This is a genomic window from Rhizobium ruizarguesonis, assembly GCF_012349115.1.
Lineage (GTDB): Bacteria > Pseudomonadota > Alphaproteobacteria > Rhizobiales > Rhizobiaceae > Rhizobium > Rhizobium ruizarguesonis.
Map to the genome: position 1 here is coordinate 72,049 of NZ_PQIG01000078.1, position 19,077 is coordinate 91,125.

15 protein-coding genes are annotated in these 19,077 nt (G+C 60.2%); 6 read left to right on the forward strand and 9 right to left on the reverse strand.

Annotation, left to right across the window (positions count from 1 at the left end):
• Positions 1–3: 3 nt before the first annotated feature.
• From C3Y91_RS16490 to C3Y91_RS16515, 6 genes are read right to left on the reverse strand one after another with little or no spacing between them, the layout of a single operon-like run.
• Positions 4–867 (reverse strand): branched-chain amino acid ABC transporter permease, encoded by an 864-nt coding sequence (locus tag C3Y91_RS16490; RefSeq protein ID WP_130663375.1) that lies wholly within the window; start codon positions 865–867, stop codon positions 4–6.
• The gene (locus tag C3Y91_RS16495; RefSeq protein WP_168575590.1) at positions 854–1,579 is read right to left on the reverse strand and encodes an ABC transporter ATP-binding protein; all 726 of its coding nucleotides are present in this window, start codon (positions 1,577–1,579) and stop codon (positions 854–856) included. Before C3Y91_RS16495 ends, C3Y91_RS16490 begins: the two co-directional genes overlap by 14 nt.
• Positions 1,579–2,298: an ABC transporter ATP-binding protein gene (locus C3Y91_RS16500; protein ID WP_018480653.1), complete on the reverse strand. Its 720-nt coding sequence runs from the start codon at positions 2,296–2,298 to the stop codon at positions 1,579–1,581. The genes C3Y91_RS16495 and C3Y91_RS16500 overlap by 1 nt, the downstream gene beginning before the upstream one ends.
• Before the next feature lie 54 nt (positions 2,299–2,352).
• Positions 2,353–3,633 (reverse strand): ABC transporter substrate-binding protein, encoded by a 1,281-nt coding sequence (locus C3Y91_RS16505; RefSeq protein WP_130663308.1) that lies wholly within the window; start codon positions 3,631–3,633, stop codon positions 2,353–2,355.
• Between the two features lie 56 nt (positions 3,634–3,689).
• Entirely contained in the window at positions 3,690–4,751 is a 1,062-nt protein-coding gene (locus C3Y91_RS16510; protein WP_024319745.1) for a maleylacetate reductase, read from the reverse strand.
• Positions 4,748–5,626, reverse strand: coding sequence for a dioxygenase family protein (locus tag C3Y91_RS16515; protein WP_130665751.1), 879 nt, complete (start codon positions 5,624–5,626; stop codon positions 4,748–4,750). Before C3Y91_RS16515 ends, C3Y91_RS16510 begins: the two co-directional genes overlap by 4 nt.
• An 88-nt stretch (positions 5,627–5,714) precedes the next feature.
• Here C3Y91_RS16515 and C3Y91_RS16520 point away from each other — a divergent pair, with 88 nt between their 5' ends.
• Entirely contained in the window at positions 5,715–6,665 is a 951-nt protein-coding gene (locus tag C3Y91_RS16520; RefSeq protein WP_168575591.1) for a LysR family transcriptional regulator, read from the forward strand.
• 189 nt (positions 6,666–6,854) lie between these two features.
• Here the strand turns inward: C3Y91_RS16520 and C3Y91_RS16525 are convergent, their stop codons facing one another.
• Entirely contained in the window at positions 6,855–7,844 is a 990-nt protein-coding gene (locus tag C3Y91_RS16525; protein WP_024319743.1) for a potassium channel beta subunit family protein, read from the reverse strand.
• 1,800 nt (positions 7,845–9,644) lie between these two features.
• On the opposite strand from C3Y91_RS16525, the gene C3Y91_RS16535 reads away from it, so the two are divergent.
• Positions 9,645–11,276 (forward strand): ArnT family glycosyltransferase, encoded by a 1,632-nt coding sequence (locus C3Y91_RS16535; protein WP_168575628.1) that lies wholly within the window; start codon positions 9,645–9,647, stop codon positions 11,274–11,276.
• Between the two features lie 144 nt (positions 11,277–11,420).
• Here C3Y91_RS16535 and C3Y91_RS16540 read toward each other — a convergent pair whose 3' ends face one another.
• Both C3Y91_RS16540 and C3Y91_RS16545 read right to left on the reverse strand, forming a co-directional pair.
• Complete coding sequence (locus C3Y91_RS16540; protein WP_130665752.1) at positions 11,421–12,191, reverse strand: alpha/beta fold hydrolase; 771 nt, start codon at positions 12,189–12,191, stop codon at positions 11,421–11,423.
• Positions 12,192–12,501: 310 nt separating this feature from the next.
• On the reverse strand, positions 12,502–13,254 hold the full coding sequence (locus C3Y91_RS16545; RefSeq protein WP_024319740.1) for an SDR family oxidoreductase: 753 nt from the start codon (positions 13,252–13,254) through the stop codon (positions 12,502–12,504).
• 412 nt (positions 13,255–13,666) lie between these two features.
• On the opposite strand from C3Y91_RS16545, the gene C3Y91_RS16550 reads away from it, so the two are divergent.
• Genes C3Y91_RS16550 through C3Y91_RS16565 form a run of 4 tightly spaced genes read left to right on the forward strand, consistent with a single transcriptional unit; the run spans position 13,667 to position 19,015 of the window.
• Complete coding sequence (locus C3Y91_RS16550) at positions 13,667–17,302, forward strand: PAS domain-containing protein (protein WP_168575592.1); 3,636 nt, start codon at positions 13,667–13,669, stop codon at positions 17,300–17,302.
• Positions 17,299–17,940 (forward strand): response regulator transcription factor, encoded by a 642-nt coding sequence (locus tag C3Y91_RS16555; protein ID WP_024319738.1) that lies wholly within the window; start codon positions 17,299–17,301, stop codon positions 17,938–17,940. The genes C3Y91_RS16550 and C3Y91_RS16555 overlap by 4 nt, the downstream gene beginning before the upstream one ends.
• A 3-nt stretch (positions 17,941–17,943) precedes the next feature.
• Positions 17,944–18,321, forward strand: a complete 378-nt coding sequence (locus tag C3Y91_RS16560) for a response regulator (protein WP_024319737.1) — start codon at positions 17,944–17,946, stop codon at positions 18,319–18,321.
• Position 18,322: 1 nt separating this feature from the next.
• Positions 18,323–19,015, forward strand: coding sequence for a response regulator transcription factor (locus tag C3Y91_RS16565; protein WP_024319736.1), 693 nt, complete (start codon positions 18,323–18,325; stop codon positions 19,013–19,015).
• Positions 19,016–19,077 lie beyond the last annotated feature (62 nt).

Genomic DNA, 19,077 nt, shown 5'->3' on the forward strand with positions numbered 1-19,077 from the left:
GCCTCAGTCGACGGCCCGCGGAAAAAGACCGCGCGGACGAAAAAGCAGCACGAGAAGAAAGGCGACGTGCCCGGCAAGAATTTGCCATTCGGGATTGACCGCAGCGCCGATCGTCTGCGCAAGGCCCAAGATCACACCTCCCGCGAGCGTGCCCCAAAGCGAGCCGAGGCCGCCGATGATCACTGCTTCGAAGGCATAGATCAATCGGGCGGGTCCGGCGGTCGGATCGAAGTTCGCTCTCATGCCGAGGTAGAGCGCAGCAACGGTCACGATCATCATCGCCAGTCCGGTAGCGACAGCGAAGATCGAATTTGGCCGAATGCCCATCAGGCTTGCGGTCACCACGTCGTCGGACGTGGCCCGAAATGCCCGGCCAAGAGCGGTCCGGTAGATGAGCTGATTCAGGGCCAAGATAATGAGCACGGCCGAGGCGAAGGTCAGCAACGGCATCAGTCCGGCGTTGACACTTCCGAGCTGCACCGAGGCCGTTTCAAGCGAGCCCGCCGAAACTCGCCTGCTGTCGGCCGTGAACGCTTCCAAAAGACCATTCTGGATCACGATCGAAAGGCCGAACGTCACCAGCAGCGGTGGCAGGACGTCTTTGCCGAGCGTGCGATTGAGAAGATAATATTGGAGCACCCAGCCTAGCCCGAACATCAATGGCGCCGCTATCAATGCCGCGACAAACGGATTGAGCCCAAAAGATGACACGATGAGCATTATCAGGAACGCGGCAAGGACGATCAGGTCGCCGTGGGCCAGATTGACGAGCCGCATGATGCCGAAGACAAGGCTCAAGCCAGCCGCGAATAGGGCATATAGTCCGCCGAGCAGTATTCCCTGGAGAAGCGTATCAAGCCAGTTCATGGGTCCCCGCTCCAAAATAGGCTGCATGGATGTCCGCACGATCGAGTTCGGAGGGACGGCCGGTCAGGGTGATGCGGCCTTCCATCATGCAATAAATCCGGTCGGCGACCTTTAGAGCCTGCACGATGTCCTGTTCGACGATGATGATCGCGGCGCCCGATGCCTTGATCTTCGCGAAGGCGGCGTAGATATCCTTGATCACCACCGGCGCCAGACCGAGGCTGAGTTCGTCGCAGAGCAGGACGTCTGGGTTCGACATGAGGGCCCGACCGATCGCGACCATCTGCTGCTGGCCGCCAGAGAGGGCCGTTGCAGGATTGCGTCGCCGCTCTTTCAGAATGGGGAAAAGCGCGTAGATGCTTTCCAGGGTCCACGGTCCGGCCACCACCTGGCGGCCGTAGCTGCCGATCAGCAGGTTCTCCTCTACGGTCAATGACGGAAACAGCCTGCGGCCCTCCGGCACCAGCGCGATCCCGCGGCGCACCACATCCGGTGCTCCCAGCGCACCGATCGGCTCGCCGCGATGGAGGACCATCTCCGCGCTGTTGGCAATCACACCGGCGAGGGAGCGCATCAAGGTCGATTTGCCAGCGCCGTTGGCGCCGATCACGGCGATGGTCTCGCCGACCTCGAGCCGGATATCGACCCCGAAGACGGCCTGGAAGTCGCCGTAGCAGGCCGTAAGACCTCGTGTTTCGACAAGGCTTGCCATCAGACCTCCATCCCGAGATAGATTTCGCGGACGTCGCTCGACGCCATGATCGCATCGGCTGCGCCGATGCCGATCACGCGACCGAAGTTCAAGACCAGCAATCGCTCGGCGACGGCGGTCAGGGCGTGCAGCACATGCTCGATCCAGATGATCGCGACGCCGCGCTGGTGGACGCGTTTGATCGTCGCCACCAACTGCCGACACTCTCCCTCCGTCAGTCCTCCAGCGATTTCGTCGAGAAGCAGAAGCTTGGGTTGCGTGGCGAGCGCGCGCGCAAGCTCCAATCGTTTGCGTTCAAGAAGGGAAAGGGAGCCTGCGGGGACATTCGCCTTTGCGATTAGGCCTGTCTCCACCAGGATGTCGGCACAGAGATCGACGACATGGGCTTCCGCCTGGCGCGTTCCGAAAGCGCCTGCGACCAATAGATTTTCATAGGCGGTCAGGCGCTCGAAAGGCTGCGGTATCTGAAAGGTGCGTCCCATGCCCGCAAGGCAGCGCTGCATCGGGGGCGTATGGGTCACATCGCGGCCGTCGAATTGGATTGAACCACCGGCCACCTTGAGGTTGCCGTTGATGAGATTGAAGAGTGTCGATTTTCCAGCACCGTTCGGTCCGATGACGCCGAGCGCCTCTCCCGGCTCCACCGAAAAGGAAACCCCTTCGGCGACGATAAGCGCGCCGAAGGACTTCGATACACTTTTAAGTTCGAGAATGGGCATCGGTCCTCCTCCGATCAGTTCCGCCCGGCTCGGGCGCCGGGCAGAGCTTTAGCCTTAGGCCAAAACTTCGAGCTTACCGCCCAGCGGCACATTGGGCGCCAGCCCGTTTTCGACGACGACGAGATCGTAGCCGCCGCCCGACTTCAGGCGCCACTGGCCGCCGACGAGAGGCGTCTTGGCAACATTCTTCTGCGCAAATGGCGGAAGCTTCTCGTTGCCCCACGCGATCGGCCCGACAAGTGTATCGAGCTTGGTCTCCCCTATGGCCTTGGCAACAGCGTCGCCGTCGCCAACCCCTCCCGCTCGCTTCATCACGTCGACGGCGATCTCGAACAACGCGTGGGCGAAGCCGATAGGTTGTGTCCATGGGCGGCCGGTCGACTTGGTGAATGCGTTGGCGACGGTGACTGCCGTCTCGCCTGTCAGTGACGATGTGAAGGGATGGCTGGGCGTCCACCAGACTTCCGTGGACAGGTTATGACCGGCATCGCCCAACGCTTCGACCGTCTGCGGAAAGAGCAGCGCCTTGCCGATCGAGGCGATTTTCGGTTTCAATCCCTGCTGTTTCGCCTGGTTCCAGAAGGTGGTGAGATCCGGCGGGATCATCACGCCGGTAAGGATGTCGGTACCCGCCTGCTTGAAGGCGTTGATCTGCGCGGAGAAGTCGTCCGTCAGGTTCTGGTAGCGGCCGGTGTCAGTCAGTCCGTAACCCAGTTTTTCCAGGACTGGCGGAAACCCCACCACCTTATCGCCCCACGCGTTGCCGTCGCCGTCGTTGGGGAAGAGCCCGCCGACCTTCTTATTGGTGTCGATCTGACCCCACATGCCCGTGAAGACGGCAATGATATCCTCAAGCCCCCAGAAGAAGTGGTAGGCATAGTCAAATGGCTTCCATGATGAGGGATCGCCGGGATTGCCCTGCTGGCCGATGAACCACGGCTGCCAAGGAGCCACCGTGGAAATGCAAGGCATTTGCTCGCCTTCGCAGGTCGTCGAAACCGGGTTGGTCGTTTCCGGCGTGGAAGAAACCAGCATCAGATTGACCTGGTCGTCGACGATAAGCTCCTTTGCGACCTCGGCCGCGCGGTTAGGATTGGACTGGCTATCCTTGACCACAACCTCATAGGTCAGGCCGAGCTTCTTTGTCGTCGCCAGGAACGAATCGATGACGAATTTGTCGGCCTCGCCAAAGGCGGCAAGCGGGCCGGTTTGCGGGCTGACGTAGCCAAGCTTGATGGCCGCGTTCTGGGCGATCGCCGGAGCGGCAAGGCTGGACGTCGCTATGATGGCCCCGCCGGTCGCCGTTGTTTTCAGAAAATCGCGTCTCGTGAACATGCTTCCTCCCATTGTCCCTCTCCTCCCAAAGAGCGCGCCGTCCGGCGTGCCAAGTTTCAGTCTTCCGGACGTCGTCCCTCCCAGGCGTCCTGAAGAAGCTTCCTGATCGATTGACGGTCTATCGGCCGAGGGTTCCAGTACGGATTTTCGACAGCGATCGACGCGGCGCGGTCTAGATCGGCCTCCGTCATTCCGAAATCCTTGAGTGACATCGGCGCACCGATCTGCTTGGAAAAATCCCAAAGACCGCCACCGATCGAGCCGCCGAATATCGCCGCGGCCTGGGAAAGCTCTGCAGCTGCCGCCGCTGCATTGAAAGCCGCGGTATGCGGCAGCATGACAGCATGTGTTTCTGCATGCGGCGTATCGAAAGAACCGCCAAGCGTGTGGCAGATCTTGTGATGCAGCGCCATCCCGACGGCACCAAGGACCGTGCCGCAAAGCCAGGCGCCGTAGAGCGCGTCGCTGCGGGCGTCCGTGTCGTTCGGTGACGTCACGATCTTCGGCAGGCTCAGTTTGAACGCCCGCAGGCCTTCAAGCGCCATGAGCGTCGAGATCGGATTGCGATCGCGGGCATAAAGACCTTCCAATGCATGGGCCATTGCGTTCAGCCCGCTTGTCGCGCTCATCGCGACAGGCAACCCCAGGGTAAGAGACGGATCGTAGATCACGATCTCCGGCAAGATCTTCGCGTCGCGCACCGTCGTCTTCCGACCGCCTTCGGTTTGGCCAAGAATTGGCGTCACCTCCGACCCGGCATAGGTCGTCGGCACGACGATCTGAAAGATGTCGTTGCGATAGGCGATCGCCTTGCCAAGCCCGGTGGTCGATCCCCCACCGAGCGAGACGACGCAGTCGGCAGCCGTATCGAGCACCACCTTCATGGCAGCCTCGGTCACCTCCACGGGCGTGTGCATGACCGCCCCCGAGAAGACGCCGCAGGCCTGTTCGCCAATCTTATTGGCCAGCTCTTCCGCGTCCGCCTTCTGGTGCGGGGTCGAGAGCACAAGCGCGCGCTTGCGCCCAGCCTTTGCGATCCATGCACCGACACTGCCAATGCTGTCGTTGCCGAAAACGATCTGGGCGGGACTGCCTGCGTAGCAGAACGGCCGCGTCATCCCTGCCTCCCCGGTCTTGCGCGAACCATCACAAAGGTCAGGTCGACCGACCTGCCCCGCCGACCGTCGACCTGTGCATGTTCGAACCGCGCAACGAGGTCCGGTCGGACACCGAAAAGGGCATCCTCCGCAAGACGCGGATCACTTGAATCGTAGATGTGCGTCGTAATCGTTTCGAACCCTTTCGCTCTGACAACGAACTGAAGATGAGCCGGACGATGCAGCGGATAGCCAGCACCCTTCAGCAGACGGCCAACGGGCCCGTCGTCCGGCACGCCGTAGCCGGCGGGCATCACCGAGCGATACATGACGCAGCCTTTCGTGTCGGTCCTGAACAGTCCGCGTAGATTGTGCTCTGGTTGGAGATCCGGTTGCTGGTTTTCGTAGAAGCCCTCGGCGTTGGCCTGCCACGTCACAACCTCGGCACCCCCGATGGGAAGCCCGTCGAGATCCTGCACGCGCACGGAGACGCGTAGGGGCTCCCCCTTTCCATCGACCGAGATTGAGGCTCCGGATGAACGCTCAGGGGCGTCGTCCCGATAGAAGGGCCCGCGGATTGTATTCGGCGTCGCGCCCTTCTGTCGACGTGAGTTGATTTCTTCCACCAGCGCGGAAGCGCCGATGAGGTCCGAAAGCAGCACCCATTCCTGACGGCGCTCGTCAGAGGCGTGCCCGACTTCCGTCAGAAACTGGATGACCTTGCGCCACTCGTCCGGGCTCGGGCGGAACTCCTTGATGAGGTCATGAACATGCGTCACGGCCGCAGCGATCAGGTGGGCCAATTTGCCGTTCCGGTTCGCGCTGAAGCGTTCGGCAAAGGCTTCGGATGATGTGGCCTCGTCGAATGTGAGCGCCCTGGCACTCCCTGTCATCATCGTCTCCTCCCGATCGACATATGAGAAGCCTAGCACGATGGAAGTCGAGCGTTGATGATTTTGCAGAGGATCAGTATAACAGATTGTTATGAAGATCGACGAACGTCACCTCATACAGCTTGCGGCCGTGGTCAAAGCTGGCGGCGTCACGGAAGGTGCGGCTTTGCTGGGTCTGGCCCAGCCGGCAATGTCCCGAGCGCTCTCGATGCTGGAAAAGCGGGTGGGCGAACCCATTTTCGTTAAAGGGCGCAGGCCACTGCAGGCGACGCCGTTCGGGCTGTCGCTGGCGGAGCACGGCCTGGTCATGCTCGCCGCGTCTCGAAAAGCCTCCGACCTCGTCGACAGTTTCCGAATGGGGAGGAGCGGCGTCGTCCGCGTCGGTGGCACGCCCTTTTTCATGGACGCTCTGATCGCGCAGTTCTGCGCCGAGTTCCAACAGACACATCCCGACGTGCGGGTCGAACAGAGCTACGGCTATCTTCCCGATCTCCGCGCAGCCCTCAAGGCCGACCAGATCGACCTGGCCGTCTGCCCGATCGACATCCTCGAAGAAGGCTCCGGCCTAGAGTTCCAGCAGATACTGCCAGGTCGGAATGTCATCGCCTGCCGCTCGACGCACCCCCTCCTCATGAAACGGCGCCCGCGGCCGGGCGAGCTTCTCGACTACCCCTGGGTGGCGCCCCCGCCAGGCAGTCCCCTGCTCGCCGATCTTCGGGCGCTTCTACTGTCCTTCGGAGCGACCGAAATTAAGATACGCTACTCCGGCGGCTCGCTTATGGGCGTCATCAACTACCTCAAAGCGGCCGACGCCTTGACCATTATGCCGCACAGCGTCGTCTTCGCGTTGAGAAAGGAGAAGGCGATCACCGCTCTTCCTGTCAACATTCCGCATCCTGAACGAGCTCTTGCCATCCTGACGCGAACTGATGCTCCTCGCGCTCCAGCGGTCGATCATTTCGCCGAGTTTGTCAGGTCGGGCTTCGAGAGCTTGCGCCACCTGATCAAGCGTCATGAGGAAGCCGTCGTCTGGGGCAACTAGCGGGCAGCAGCCTGCGATGAAGACGCGCTTCGCTAACGACCGAAATATGGGATGCACGGGGGCGCTACGCGGCACTTCACATTCTCGAACGTTCCCACCGCCGTCGGCAGTACCATGGTGCTGGTAACATAACTGGCGCTTTTCCCTCGACGAACACTTAGTGCGGCTCGTCGAGGGAGATTTGTTCGCCTAGAAGCGACGTGGTCCTTCGGGCTTGTTTCCGACGATCGTGTCGATCCGTTCCAGAACGTCAGACGTCATCTTCTGTCGGTGTGAGAGGGCCGCGAGATTGTCCTGCAACTGGCTAGCGCGCGAGGCTCCAAGAATGACGGTCGAGACGTTCCGATTGGCAAGGCACCACAAGAGGGCGAGATGCGTGATCGACATGCCGATCTCGTCCGCGAGCTTTGCGAGCTCGCCGACTTGTCTGAGCTGGGCGCGGCCGGCATCACTGGACCACTTCTCCTTCAGCCATTCGTAGCCCGGCAGGTTCATCCGACTATCGGCCGGAACACCGTTATTGTATTTGCCGGTCAGGACGCCCGAGGCGAGCGGCGACCAGATCGTGGTGCCAAGGCCCATCAGGTCATAGAGCGGCAGATAGTCAGACTCGACCTTCTGGCGCTCGAAGATGTTGTACTGCGGCTGTTCCATGGTCGGCGGCGTGATGCGCAAGTCCCGAGCCACGGCGTAGGCTTCCGTCAATTGCTGCGCGGACCATTCCGACGTGCCCCAGTAGAGCACCTTGCCCTGGGCGACGAGATCATGCATCGCCCGGACCGTTTCCTCGATCGGCGTGTCGATATCCGGGCGGTGGCAGAAGAAAAGGTCGAGGTAGTCGACCTGAAGCCGCTTGAGCGCTGCATGGCAGGCGTCGGTCACATGCTTGCGCGACAGGCCGCGCTGTGTCGGCTTCTGGCCTCCCCAGAAGACCTTGCTGGAGACGACGAAGCTGTCACGGCTCCAGCCAAGCCTGCTGAGTGCCTCGCCCATCACGATCTCGGACTTGCCGCTCTCGTATCCTTCAGCATTGTCGAAGAAGTTCACCCCGTTGTCGTAGGCAAGCTTCATGAGGTCGACGGCGTCGCTTCCATTGACCTGCTTGCCGAACGTGACCCATGAGCCGAAGGAGAACTCGCTCACTTTCAGGCCCGACTTTCCCAAACGTCGATATTCCATCATGCAACTCCCGCAAGTTATGAATAGGTACCGGCCGGTCACCGGGGTCGGTGTCGCCCGATTGATCAACGACCGATTGGCGTAATCTATGGCATGAGCAACGATATGCGAGGCTCAGCTATCGGTTCTCATACCCTCTTTTGTGACGAGACGCCGAATCCAAAGAAAAGGGCGCTCCACGACATCAGTCGGAGCGCCCGTGGCATGCGATCGACGACGTTTGCGGCGGAGGTCGACAGCAGCAACGGCAGAATGATGAGATTCGGAACGGATAGGCAACATGCGATTGGCATCTGCGACGTTATCGCCCGCTGATTGATCGTGTCGTCCACCGGATATCCACAGCCTATCCACAGGCACGGCGGCGGCGACAGCAACAACTTCAATGACATTCGCCTGGCGGCAAAACACTCCTCACAAATGCTTATGTGACTGTGGGATGACACCGCATTTTTGTTTGTCTCTTCGGATACAAACCGTGGCCTGGCTCAGATAGGCTCAGCGCTCCTCCCGACCGTGGCGGCGGACGCCGGGAGGGGTGGGCGGTGGGCAACATGAGGGCCCGCCGCCTTCTTTTAACCGCGCCCCCGGCCCGGCCAGTTCACACGTATAGTTTGACAATTCCCTTGGCTTCCAGGGCCTCGACCGACCTCCGGCGAGATACGCCCTGGCGATGTCATCGACGTCGACCTTCCCGAGGCGCCTCACCGAAAACTCGAGGGGGTCGAACACTAGTTCTGTGAGCCACTCTCACGGACAACCAAGTATGGTCGGAGATGACCGCCAGACTTCTGCATTGTCGTTGAAAGGCAATTCGCGCGTCCTCCAACCGCCGGCCCTTTACCACGCGCATTACTAGCCTGACGGCGTGGCGGCCGGTGTTGCCGATGAACTCCTGCGTGCCGTCAACTGATTGCTGCAGGTGCGCCGACGATCTGTGCGGCGGCCTGGAAGCCCGCGTAATCCGATGCCAATCCTTTGGACCTTCCGGCGACACTTCAACGCTTTTGCCGCCAGAATCCGGCCCAACGTTGACTTACCCGGCAAATGAATGTTTGCCATTTCCTGTTTTGCAGTGCACAATATTTGCTGCTAACAGGACTTGGCCGGTGAGAATTTGCATCTACAAATCAGATGAAGCTCCTGAGGTAACGCTGTTTTTGCGAGAAGGCGTGCCGGTGCCTGCACATCCGAAGGGCCAAAAGTGGCGGCACTTAAAAGCGGTTGTTGGCGAAGAGGTAAGGGCGGACCTTCTGACACAAATAGAGATCGGGAATGGATGTCTTTTTGTCAATCTTGGGGCATCTCCGAAGCACTGATCTAGGATGCCGCGGTGAACGCTGTTCACCCGACATGGAAATATACTCGCTCATTATCGCACCCCCCAGATCACCAATCGGCTGCCCTCCAAAAGAGGCCGATAGCGGCGTGCATATTGCCCTTGGATAGGCGACACCCCCTCACGCTCATCGTCTCCCACGGCTTCGCTGAGCGGCGGCTCGCGCATCTCCGCACTCCATATCTCAGTTTTCAGATTGGCAGCCGCCCCGCCGGCGTTCTTATTATGTTCGCGTGAGTCAATAATCAATCTGGGTGAATTGCTTTTTAAGGCTTTGCTGATGAACTGCCATCATGACAAAGCCGCCCCGCAAGCCGTCCGAGCCGATGCTCGGTGAAGCCTACGAGCAGCTCCGCAGCCGGCCGCGCCGGCGGCGAGATCCCGCTCAGCCTAATCTTCCTCACGATCCGATGCCGGCGCGTATCGCGCCGCCTCGGGCGTCACGGCCGACACGGTTTCATATGACGCACGACCCGGAATTGAATCAGGGCGAAGGTCAGGAACACCCGCCGCAGACGACCGACCGGGACATGGCTGCTCGCAACTACCTGAACCTCGACACCGCGATCTTGCTGGGGATCCTGTTCATTGCGATCGTCTTCAGATTCCACAAGATCACCTTGCCGCTGGTCGACGGCTTCAGCTGGCGCGAGATAAGCACTGCAATGATGGCCGACAATTTCCAGCAGCGCAGCTGGAACATCTTCTTTCCGGAGGTCAGCTGGACCGGGCCTGGGCCAAGCTATCAGGGCCGCGAGTTCCAGATCGTCAGCTATCTCACAGCCCTGCTCTACCAGCTCTTCGGCTGGCACGACTGGTTCGGCCGCATGGTTGCGGCCTTCTTCGGTCTGGTGACGGTGTTTTCGCTGCACCGGTTAACGGCGCTCTGCTGGGACGAGATGCACGCCCACGCGACCGCACTTGCCTACGCGCTGATGCCGGCGGCGATCATGATCGACAGCTCGTTTCTTCCCGATCCCGCGATGCTGGCCTTGGTGACTCTTGGCGTCTGGCTGTTCGCCAAATACTGGGCCGGCGGCAGCGGCTGGTTCCTGCCGCTCGCCACGGTCTGCTTCTCGCTCGGCGTGCTGTCAAAGCCACCAGGCATCGCTGCCGGCGCCGTCATCTTCTATCTGATGGTCTGCTGGATTCTGGAGAAGAAGCGAAAGCAGGCGGCCTGGGTTTTCCTGTCGGGGCTTTTGAGCCTGGCCATCATTGGCGCTTATTTCAGCTGGGCGATTTATCTCGGCCGCAGCTATCCGCCGTTTCATGTCGCCGGTAGCGGCGGCTATATCTGGGATTACGGCTTCTGGACATATGTCAGGGACAGGTTCTACTTCGAATCCTTATCGAACACCTCCGTCTTGTGGTTCTACGGCTATCCGTTCCTGGTGCTGCTCGCGGTCGGCTTGTGGATGCCGCCCAGCCCTGCCAAAGACCCGAAACAACGCACCCTTTCGGCCATTCCCTATGTGTGGCTGGCTGCGGCCATGATCGTCTACCTGGCGGCCGCGGGTGAGATAACCAGCAATGTGTGGAACTTCCACATCTTCCATGTACCTGTCGCGATGTTCTGCGGCCACGGCGCGCTTCTTCTGGCAACGCTTGCATCGCGGAGTATTCTAACGCCGGCGGTGGTGCTTCGCTCGATCTGCATCGTGGCCGTCGCGCTTGCCTGGTCGACCTTGCCCCTCGTCAGGACGATGAAGAAGCCAATCGCCATGAAGGGCAAGCTGCTTGGCGAGGAACTGGCGCGGTTGGCGCAACCGGGCGATCTCGTCGTCGCCATCGCCCCCGAGGTCGGCGATCCCGTCGCAGTCTACTACAGCAGGGCGCGCGGCTGGGTGTTCCCGCCTGGCGGAGGCGATGTCGAATGGTCGAAATTCGTCGCGGATGACGCCACCGCGATCGCACAGCTCGAGGAATTGCGCGCGCAGGGCGCGGATTTGTTCGGCGCGGCCAAGAACGCCGTCGACAAGCAGGACCGGCTATTCGTCGAGCATCATGAAGGGGTCATCGACTATCTGGACAAGACCGCAACCAAGCTTGTGGATTCGGATGATTTGCTGGTCTATAGGATCACCCGCCCATGAGATCGCGACAGTCCAGGGCCATCGGCCTGGGACAGGATATGGCCTCGACTGTTCGAGAGAAAAGAGAGTTCATAATCTCGCATTGCGTTTGCCTTACCACGACCGGATCAATGCTGATCCGGTCGCAGAACCACAGTGCGCCGTTTATTTGTTGGACGCAGCGTCTTCGATGACCTTCGCGACTTTATCGGGATGAGAGACCATCACGACGTGAGACGCGCCTTTAACCACAACCGTCTCTTTAGAACCCGCTCGTTCCGCCATCCATCCTAGCGCCTTTGGCGGTATGTTTTTATCCGCGTCACCATAGACGAACCAAGACGGGATCTTCTTCCAGCTCGCCACAGTCGAGGCCTCGCCAAGAGCCTTATCGGTGATTGGGCGCTGTGTTGCGGCCATCAGCTTGCCCTCCGCCTTGGATACATCTGCAGCGAATTGATCGTGAAACGCGTTCTGCTTGATGTACAGGTCCTTTACTCCACCATCCAACGGGACGGGTTCCGCAAGGGTCGGTGCGAGCGTGCTTCCGGGAAACTTGCCCGAAAGCACGAGGGCCGTTTCCCCAACATCGGGCGCGAACGCCGCGACGAAGACGAGCGATTTGACATTGGCGCTGCCTGCTGCTGCCTCGTTGATCACTGCGCCACCGTAGGAATGGCCGACGAGAACGACGTCAGTCTTCAATCCTGCAACCACTTTGCCTACGTAATCGCCATCGGACGTTACACTTCGAAGCGGATTAGCGACCGCCACCACCGGATAACCATCTTTTTCGAGACGTGTGATCACGCCATTCCAACTGGAGGCGTCGGCAAATGCGCCATGCACAAGGACGACCGTCGGCTTTTCGGCCGCGTGGGCGTTCAAGAGGCCACCTGCGGTGATCGCGGCAGCGGCGACAAATATCTTCAACATAGTCAAACTCCCTTTGTATCGCACACGATTACCTAGCGCACAATCTTTCAGAAAACAAGTCCTGGAATTCCCGTTCACCTCGATTTGAAGATTGCGGTGAGCCATTAAGGCCGCACGTTGCTCAGACCAGACCCGGCAACGATGCCGGTCCTTCGCCGCATCCGGCTCTTACTCTAGGAAACTGTTGCGATTCCACTGGGCCGCGCCATTTGGCACATTCAAAGGCGCCAGGGCTCCAATCGAAGTGGGGTGAAAGTTCAGCGGCAGGTCAACTTTAAATCCCTTAGCTGCCGGCGAAAAGCCGCACGACCTACTCCCCCATCGATTGATAGAGCCAGTCGGAGAGCTTCTCGGTTGCCACTCGCGCACCGGCGCCCGGAAGCAGCGCGTCGTCGGTCAATTCAACGCCGAAATACGAGGCGGATGGATCCGTTACCACCTGCCGTTCATCTTCATTCGCGGCGAGATAGATCCGAGCGATTTCATCAATACCGAATTGTTCCGGGCCGCTGATCTCGGCGATACCGTCCAACGGCGCTCCCGTTGCCAATTCAGTCAGCAATGCGGCGACGTCCCCGGCTGCGACCGGCTTCATGAACGCCGGCGGCAATCGAAACACATCACCATCGGCACCGGTGTCGATCAATCCGCTGATGAACTCGTAAAACTGTGTGGAGCGGAGAATAGTATAGGGTCGCTTTGACGCCCTGATGAGATTCTCCTGCACCATTTTCGCGCGGAAGTAATCGCTTTCCACGAGACGCGGCGTGCCGACGACGGAAAGTGCAAGATAGTGCCTGACGCCGGCCTCAGACGCGGCAGCGAGCAAATTCCTGGTCGAAGCCCTGAAAAAATCCAGCGCTGCGCTGTCGCCGAAGGACGCGGCGTTGGTGACATCAATAATGACCTCAGTCCCTGCCAAGGCCGCATCAAGGCCTTTTCCGGTGATGGTGTCGACGCCGAGCGACAACGACGCGGCCGTGACTTGATGACCGGACTGACGGATGTTTTCGCTGAGCCGTGTTCCGATAACACCGGTTGCTCCCGCCACAGTGATATTCATCTCAGCACCCCCTTGTTGCATTGCGCGGCGCAGATGAGGACGAGATCGCCGACGGGCTCGCTATCGTCTTCAATGTCTGGCGATCGATTGGATCGACAATGACTGGAAAGCCAGGCGCCCTCTATCGTCCATGGGGTCCGGTCGCTTTAGCCGTAGGTCTAGGAAAGCCAGCCCAACGGTTAGGATGCCCCACCAGGAAGGCAGAACAGGTCCCCAATTCCTCGTTCGCGCAAAGGTGCCGACCCCGGCACGGGGGCTACATCCCCGCGCAATGCATGGGTTTCCATGAGTTGCGGTTGTAATGTGGCGGGGTTACGGTTTGAACATGAGCTCGCCAGCCCCGAAATCGAGAAGAACTACGGTACGAAACGCCGACGATCCGCTGGCTTTGTCTGTCCGGCAGGAGCAACTGATGATGAGCGTCTGGTCGCACCGCCCCCGACCCCTGCACCTGGGGCTTTTCGTCGTGGCCTATGTGCTGGCCTGCGGATTCGCACAGTCGCTGGCGATCGTCCCTGGAACCGGTATTTCCATCTGGCCCGCGAGCGGGCTTTTCATCGCAACACTTGTCCTCGCCTCCGGCTACAGCTGGCCCTGGTGGATACTGGCGGGCTGCCTGGCTGAACTATTCAGCAATTACCTGTGGTTCCACAGCCCCTTGCCTGCGGCCGTCCTGATCTACATCGGCAACGCCCTTGAAGCGGTGGCCGGGGCATGGCTCGTCAACCAGACTTTGAAGCGGCCAGTTCGGCTTGAAACCTTGCAGGACGTTTTCGCATTTGTCGTACTGGGCGCAGGGATTGCGCCCATCGTCAGCGCGACTGTGGGAAGTGCGACCCTGGCATGGTTTGGCATGCAATCGCAATCCTTTGCAACGGCTTGGCCTCTATGGTGGATCGGAGACGCCACCGGCGTCTTGATCGTAGCACCGCTGGCACTGGTCGTGTTTCATAGCTGGCGCGGCACGACCCGGCTCTCAGCCGCGCAATGGGTGGAAGCTGGCGTCCTGGGGTTGATCTTTCTCGGCGTTGGCGCTCTTTCTCTGAGCGGCTACCTCCCCTTCGCATACATCATCATGCCGCCCCTTCTTTGGGCTGCCGTTCGCTTCGAGTTCAAAGGGGCTGCCGTATCCTTGGCTCTCCTCGCCCTGATCACGGCGCTGTTTACGATAACGGGGACCAGCCAGTTCGCCGGCGATCCCGAGTCCCAGAAGCACAAGCAGGTCATGCTGCAGCTTTTTCTAGCCATCTCGGCATTTTCGGCGCTCATCGTGGCCGCCATTTCCCGGCAGCACCAGTCGGCAGTGCTCAATTTGCGCCAAAGCATAGAAACATTGCGGGAACGGGAGGAGGAGCTTTCGCATCTCGTGGATATGGTTCCGAGCCATGTGTGGCGCCTGACGCCCGATGGCGAGCCGACATTCTTCAATAGGCGGATGGTCGATTTCCTCGGCCTGGATGTCGTGGATTTCGATAAGCCGGGCATGAGTCGGCTGGAGGCGCTCCTGGACGCCACCGTTCATCCCGAGGATGCGGTGGGGTTCGGTGATGCCCTTCGGAGGTGTCTTCTCACGGGCGAAAACTTCGCCAGCCGCTATCGCTTGCGTCGCGCCGACGGAATTTATCGCTGGATGTCGAGCCGTGCCGAGCCAATGCGGGATCAGGCGGGGCGCATCGTCCAGTGGTACGGCCTTTGCCACGACATCGACGATCAGGTCCATGCCGAGGACGCTGTGCGTCGGAGCCAACAACAGCTTCAGCAGATCATAGACGCCGTGCCGGTCCGCATCTGGAGTGTAGAGCCCGACGGCGGGTCGTTCTATTTCAATAAGCGGTATCAGGATCATTTCCGCTCGGTTATCGCCAATTTCGACGCTCTCGGTGAACCGCGCATCGACGATCTGCTGCAGCAGCTGGTTCATCCCGAAGACGCTCCCGGTATCCAGCGCACACTCCGGAACTGTTTCGAAACCGGCGACGGCTCCGCGATGCGATTTCGCTGGCGCGAAAAGGATGACGTCTACCGCTGGGCGGAGTGCCGGGTGGAGCCTCGGCGCGACGAAAACGGAACGGTCGCGGAATGGTATGGCGTTTCTCTCGACATCGACGATGAGGTACGCGCACTGGAGGCGTTGCGCAACCGAGAGCGCGAACTCTCGCAGCTCGTCGACATGGTCCCGGCTCAGATCAGGCGCCTGACGCCGAAAGGCGAGCCGGTCTTCTTCAACAAACGCCTGATCGACTTTTTCGGTCTCGACGTAGGCGATATGGACAGGCCCGACATGAGCCGCCTCTCGTCGGTCATTCACACCCTCGTCCATCCCGATGACGCATCGAGGTTGCTGGAGACGGTTCACCGTTCCCTCGCCAGTGGCGATCCCTTCTCGATAAAATACCGCATGCGCCGTTTCGACGGTGCCTATCGCTGGGTCGACGGCCGTGCGGAACCGCTGCGGGATCAAAGCGGCGCAATCATCCAATGGTATGTGATCTCAGTCGACATCGACGACGAGATGCGTGCGCAGGAAGCGCTGCGCGACCGCGAGCGAGAGCTTTCGCAACTGGTGGATATGGTTCCCAGCATGCTCTGGCGGCTCAATTCGGAAGGCACGCCGACCTTCTTCAACCAGCGCCTGATCGATTTTCTCGGTCTCGGCATCGCCGATATGGAAAAGCCCGGCTTGAGCCGGCTGGCAGCCCTCATCGAAGCCGCCGTCCATCCCGATGATGCCGCCAACCTCGCCGAAGCGCTCAACCATTCGCTCGTCACCGGCGAGCGCTTCTTGAAGCAGTATCGCCTGCGGCGCGCCGATGGCGTCTACCGCTGGGTGAAGGGCAGCGCGGAGCCGTTGCGGGATGAAAACGGCCGGATCATCCAATGGTATGGTCTCTCGCATGACATCGACGATCAACTGCGCGTCGAGGAGGCGTTGCGGGAGAGAGAACGCTCGCTTTGGCAGCTCGTTGAAACGCTGCCGGCGATGATCGATTGCGCCGCACCGAATGGCGAGCCGATCTATCGCAGCCAGCAACTGCGTGATTTCCTCGGTTATAATCTCGAAGAGTTGGATGGAACGGGCAAAACCCGGCTGGACGGCACACTCGATGCCGGTGTTCATCCCGACGATGTGGCAGGGGTCAAAGAAAACTATGCCCATTCATTGGCCACTGGCGAGCCCTATGCGCGTAGGCACCGTCTGCGGCGCCATGATGGTGAATATCGCTGGGTCGAGACGCGTGCGGCACCGATGCGCAATGCCGAAGGCGTCATCGTCCAGTGGAATGTCATCTGCCTTGATATCGACGGTGAGGTTCACGCGGAGGAAGATCTGCGTCGAGCGCGAGAGGGTCTTGCACGGGCGAGCCAGGTGGCGAGCCTGGCCGAGCTTTCTGCCTCCATCGCGCACGAGGTGAACCAGCCGCTTGCGGCCGTCGTGGCCAACTCACACGCCTGCCAGCGCTGGCTCATGGCCGAGCCGCCGAATATGGAGCGGGCACAGAGGACGGTCGAGCGCATCATCCGGGATGCCAACTCGGCGGCGGATGTCGTCAGCCGCATTCGCGCTCTGTTCAAGCAATCCGTTGACAGGAGGATCCAGACGACGCTCTCCAGCATCATCGATGAAGCGCGCAACCTCATGGCCGACGAAGCGTCGCGGCGTCGCGTTCGGATCGATGTGGGCATCGACGGCAACTTTCCGCTCATCGCAGTCGATCGCATCCAGATCCAGCAGGTTCTGATCAATCTGATCCGCAACGGTATTGAGGCGATGGAAGCCATTGCAGGAGATAAGTTGATCGAGATGCGCGTGCGCCACATCGGCAATGTCGTCCAGACCGAAATCAGCGATCGCGGCCACGGTATCGAGTTCCCCGAGAAGATGTTCGACCCGTTCTTCACGACAAAGGAAAATGGCATGGGCATGGGGCTGGCGATCTGCCGCTCGATCGTCGAGCAGCACGGCGGCCGATTGTGGGCCGAGAAGAACGAACCCCACGGAGCGACGTTGGTCTTCACCTTGCCCATAGAAATGAAGGCGGCGTCATGACGATTGATGACCATATTGTCTTCATCGTCGATGACGACGAACGTGTTCGGGAAGCGCTCAGCGAGCTGCTGGACTCGCACGGCATGCGCGCCATCGCCTTCGAATCGGCCGGCGACTACGTGAGAGCGGACAAGCCGGATGTCCCCGCCTGCCTCATCCTCGATATCGAGCTGCCTGACATCAACGGCCTCGATCTGCAGACACAGATCGCCGGCAGGGATCATCCGCCGATCGTCTTCATCACAGGACATGGCGACATTCCCTCCTCCGTGCGTGCGATCAAACATGGCGCGGTGGATTTCCTGACCAAACCCTTCAGCGATGCAGACCTCATGGCGGCAATCCACGCAGCGATCGCTGAGGATCGAGAGAAGAGATCGGAACGCGCCGAGCTCGATATGCTCAGACGGCACTATCTCGACCTGACGCCGCGAGAGCGCGAGGTGCTGCCACTCGTCGTCAGCGGCCTTCTCAACAAGCAGGCGGCAGCCGAATTGGGGATCAGCGAAGTGACGCTGCAAATCCACAGAAGAAATGTGATGCAGAAAATGGCGGCGGCATCGCTCGCCGATCTGGTGCGGATCGCGGAGAGATTGGAAATACCGATAACCCACTCGCGCCGAGTGGGAGGGAATTGAAACATGAACAAGACAAGACACGTCGTGGCAATTGTCGATGACGATCCAAGGTTGCTTGAATCGATGGGCGACCTTCTGGAATCTGCGGGTTATGTGGCCCGCAGCTTCTCATCGGCGGGCTCGCTGCTCGTCAACGGGCTGTCGGACCTCGACCTGCTCATCACCGATATCGGAATGCCTGGCATCGACGGCTTCGAACTTCGTGACCTGGTAAGGAAATCACGTCCGGAGCTGCCGGTATTCATGATCACGGGCCGCCACGAAATAGCCGATCAGGGACGCGCTCAAGGCGCGGGCGGATTTTTCCGCAAGCCCTTCGATGCCCAGGCCCTGCTGGCGGCCATCGCCAACGCTTTGCATAAATCGACAGATGGAGGGTGACATGAGAGTTGACCAGCCGTTGCAGCGGAGATCGGCGCCGTTATCACTGCAATGCACTTATGAAGAGAATCAGCCGCTTGTCATAATCGTCGATGACGACGCCTCGGTGCGCGAGGCACTGTCTGAGCTGATCTTGTCGGCGGGTTTCCAGTCGACCAGTTTTGCTTCGACCCGAGAATTGCTTGAAGCCGATATATTGGATAGCCCCGGCTGCCTGATCCTCGACGTGCGCATGCCAGGCGCAAGCGGCCTTCACCTGCAGAGTCATCTGGCCGAAAACGGCATTTCCAAACCGATCATCTTCCTGACCGGACATGGCGACATCCCGATGACCGTCCAGGCGATGAAGGCCGGCGCCGTGGACTTTCTCACCAAACCGGCGCGGGACCAGACGCTGCTCGACGCCATCAGTGCGGCCATTGCGATGGATGCCGAGCGACGGGCGGAAGCCGCTATCGCCAAGCGCAATATCGAGCGCCTGGAGACGCTGACGCAGCGTGAACGCGAGGTTCTGCATGAAGTGGCGCGCGGACGTCTCAACAAGCAGATTGCCTTCGATTTCGGCATCAGTGAGGTGACGGTCAAGCTGCATCGCAGCAATGTCATGCACAAGATGGAGGCGGCCTCCATCGGCGAATTGATCCGGGCGTGGGAAACACTGCCCGCACAAATGCGCCAGGTCGGCCCGCGCTAGCTTACTCGCTTATAGGTGATGAATGCCGGCCTCGAACATGATCTGCCGCCGCTGTCCATTTG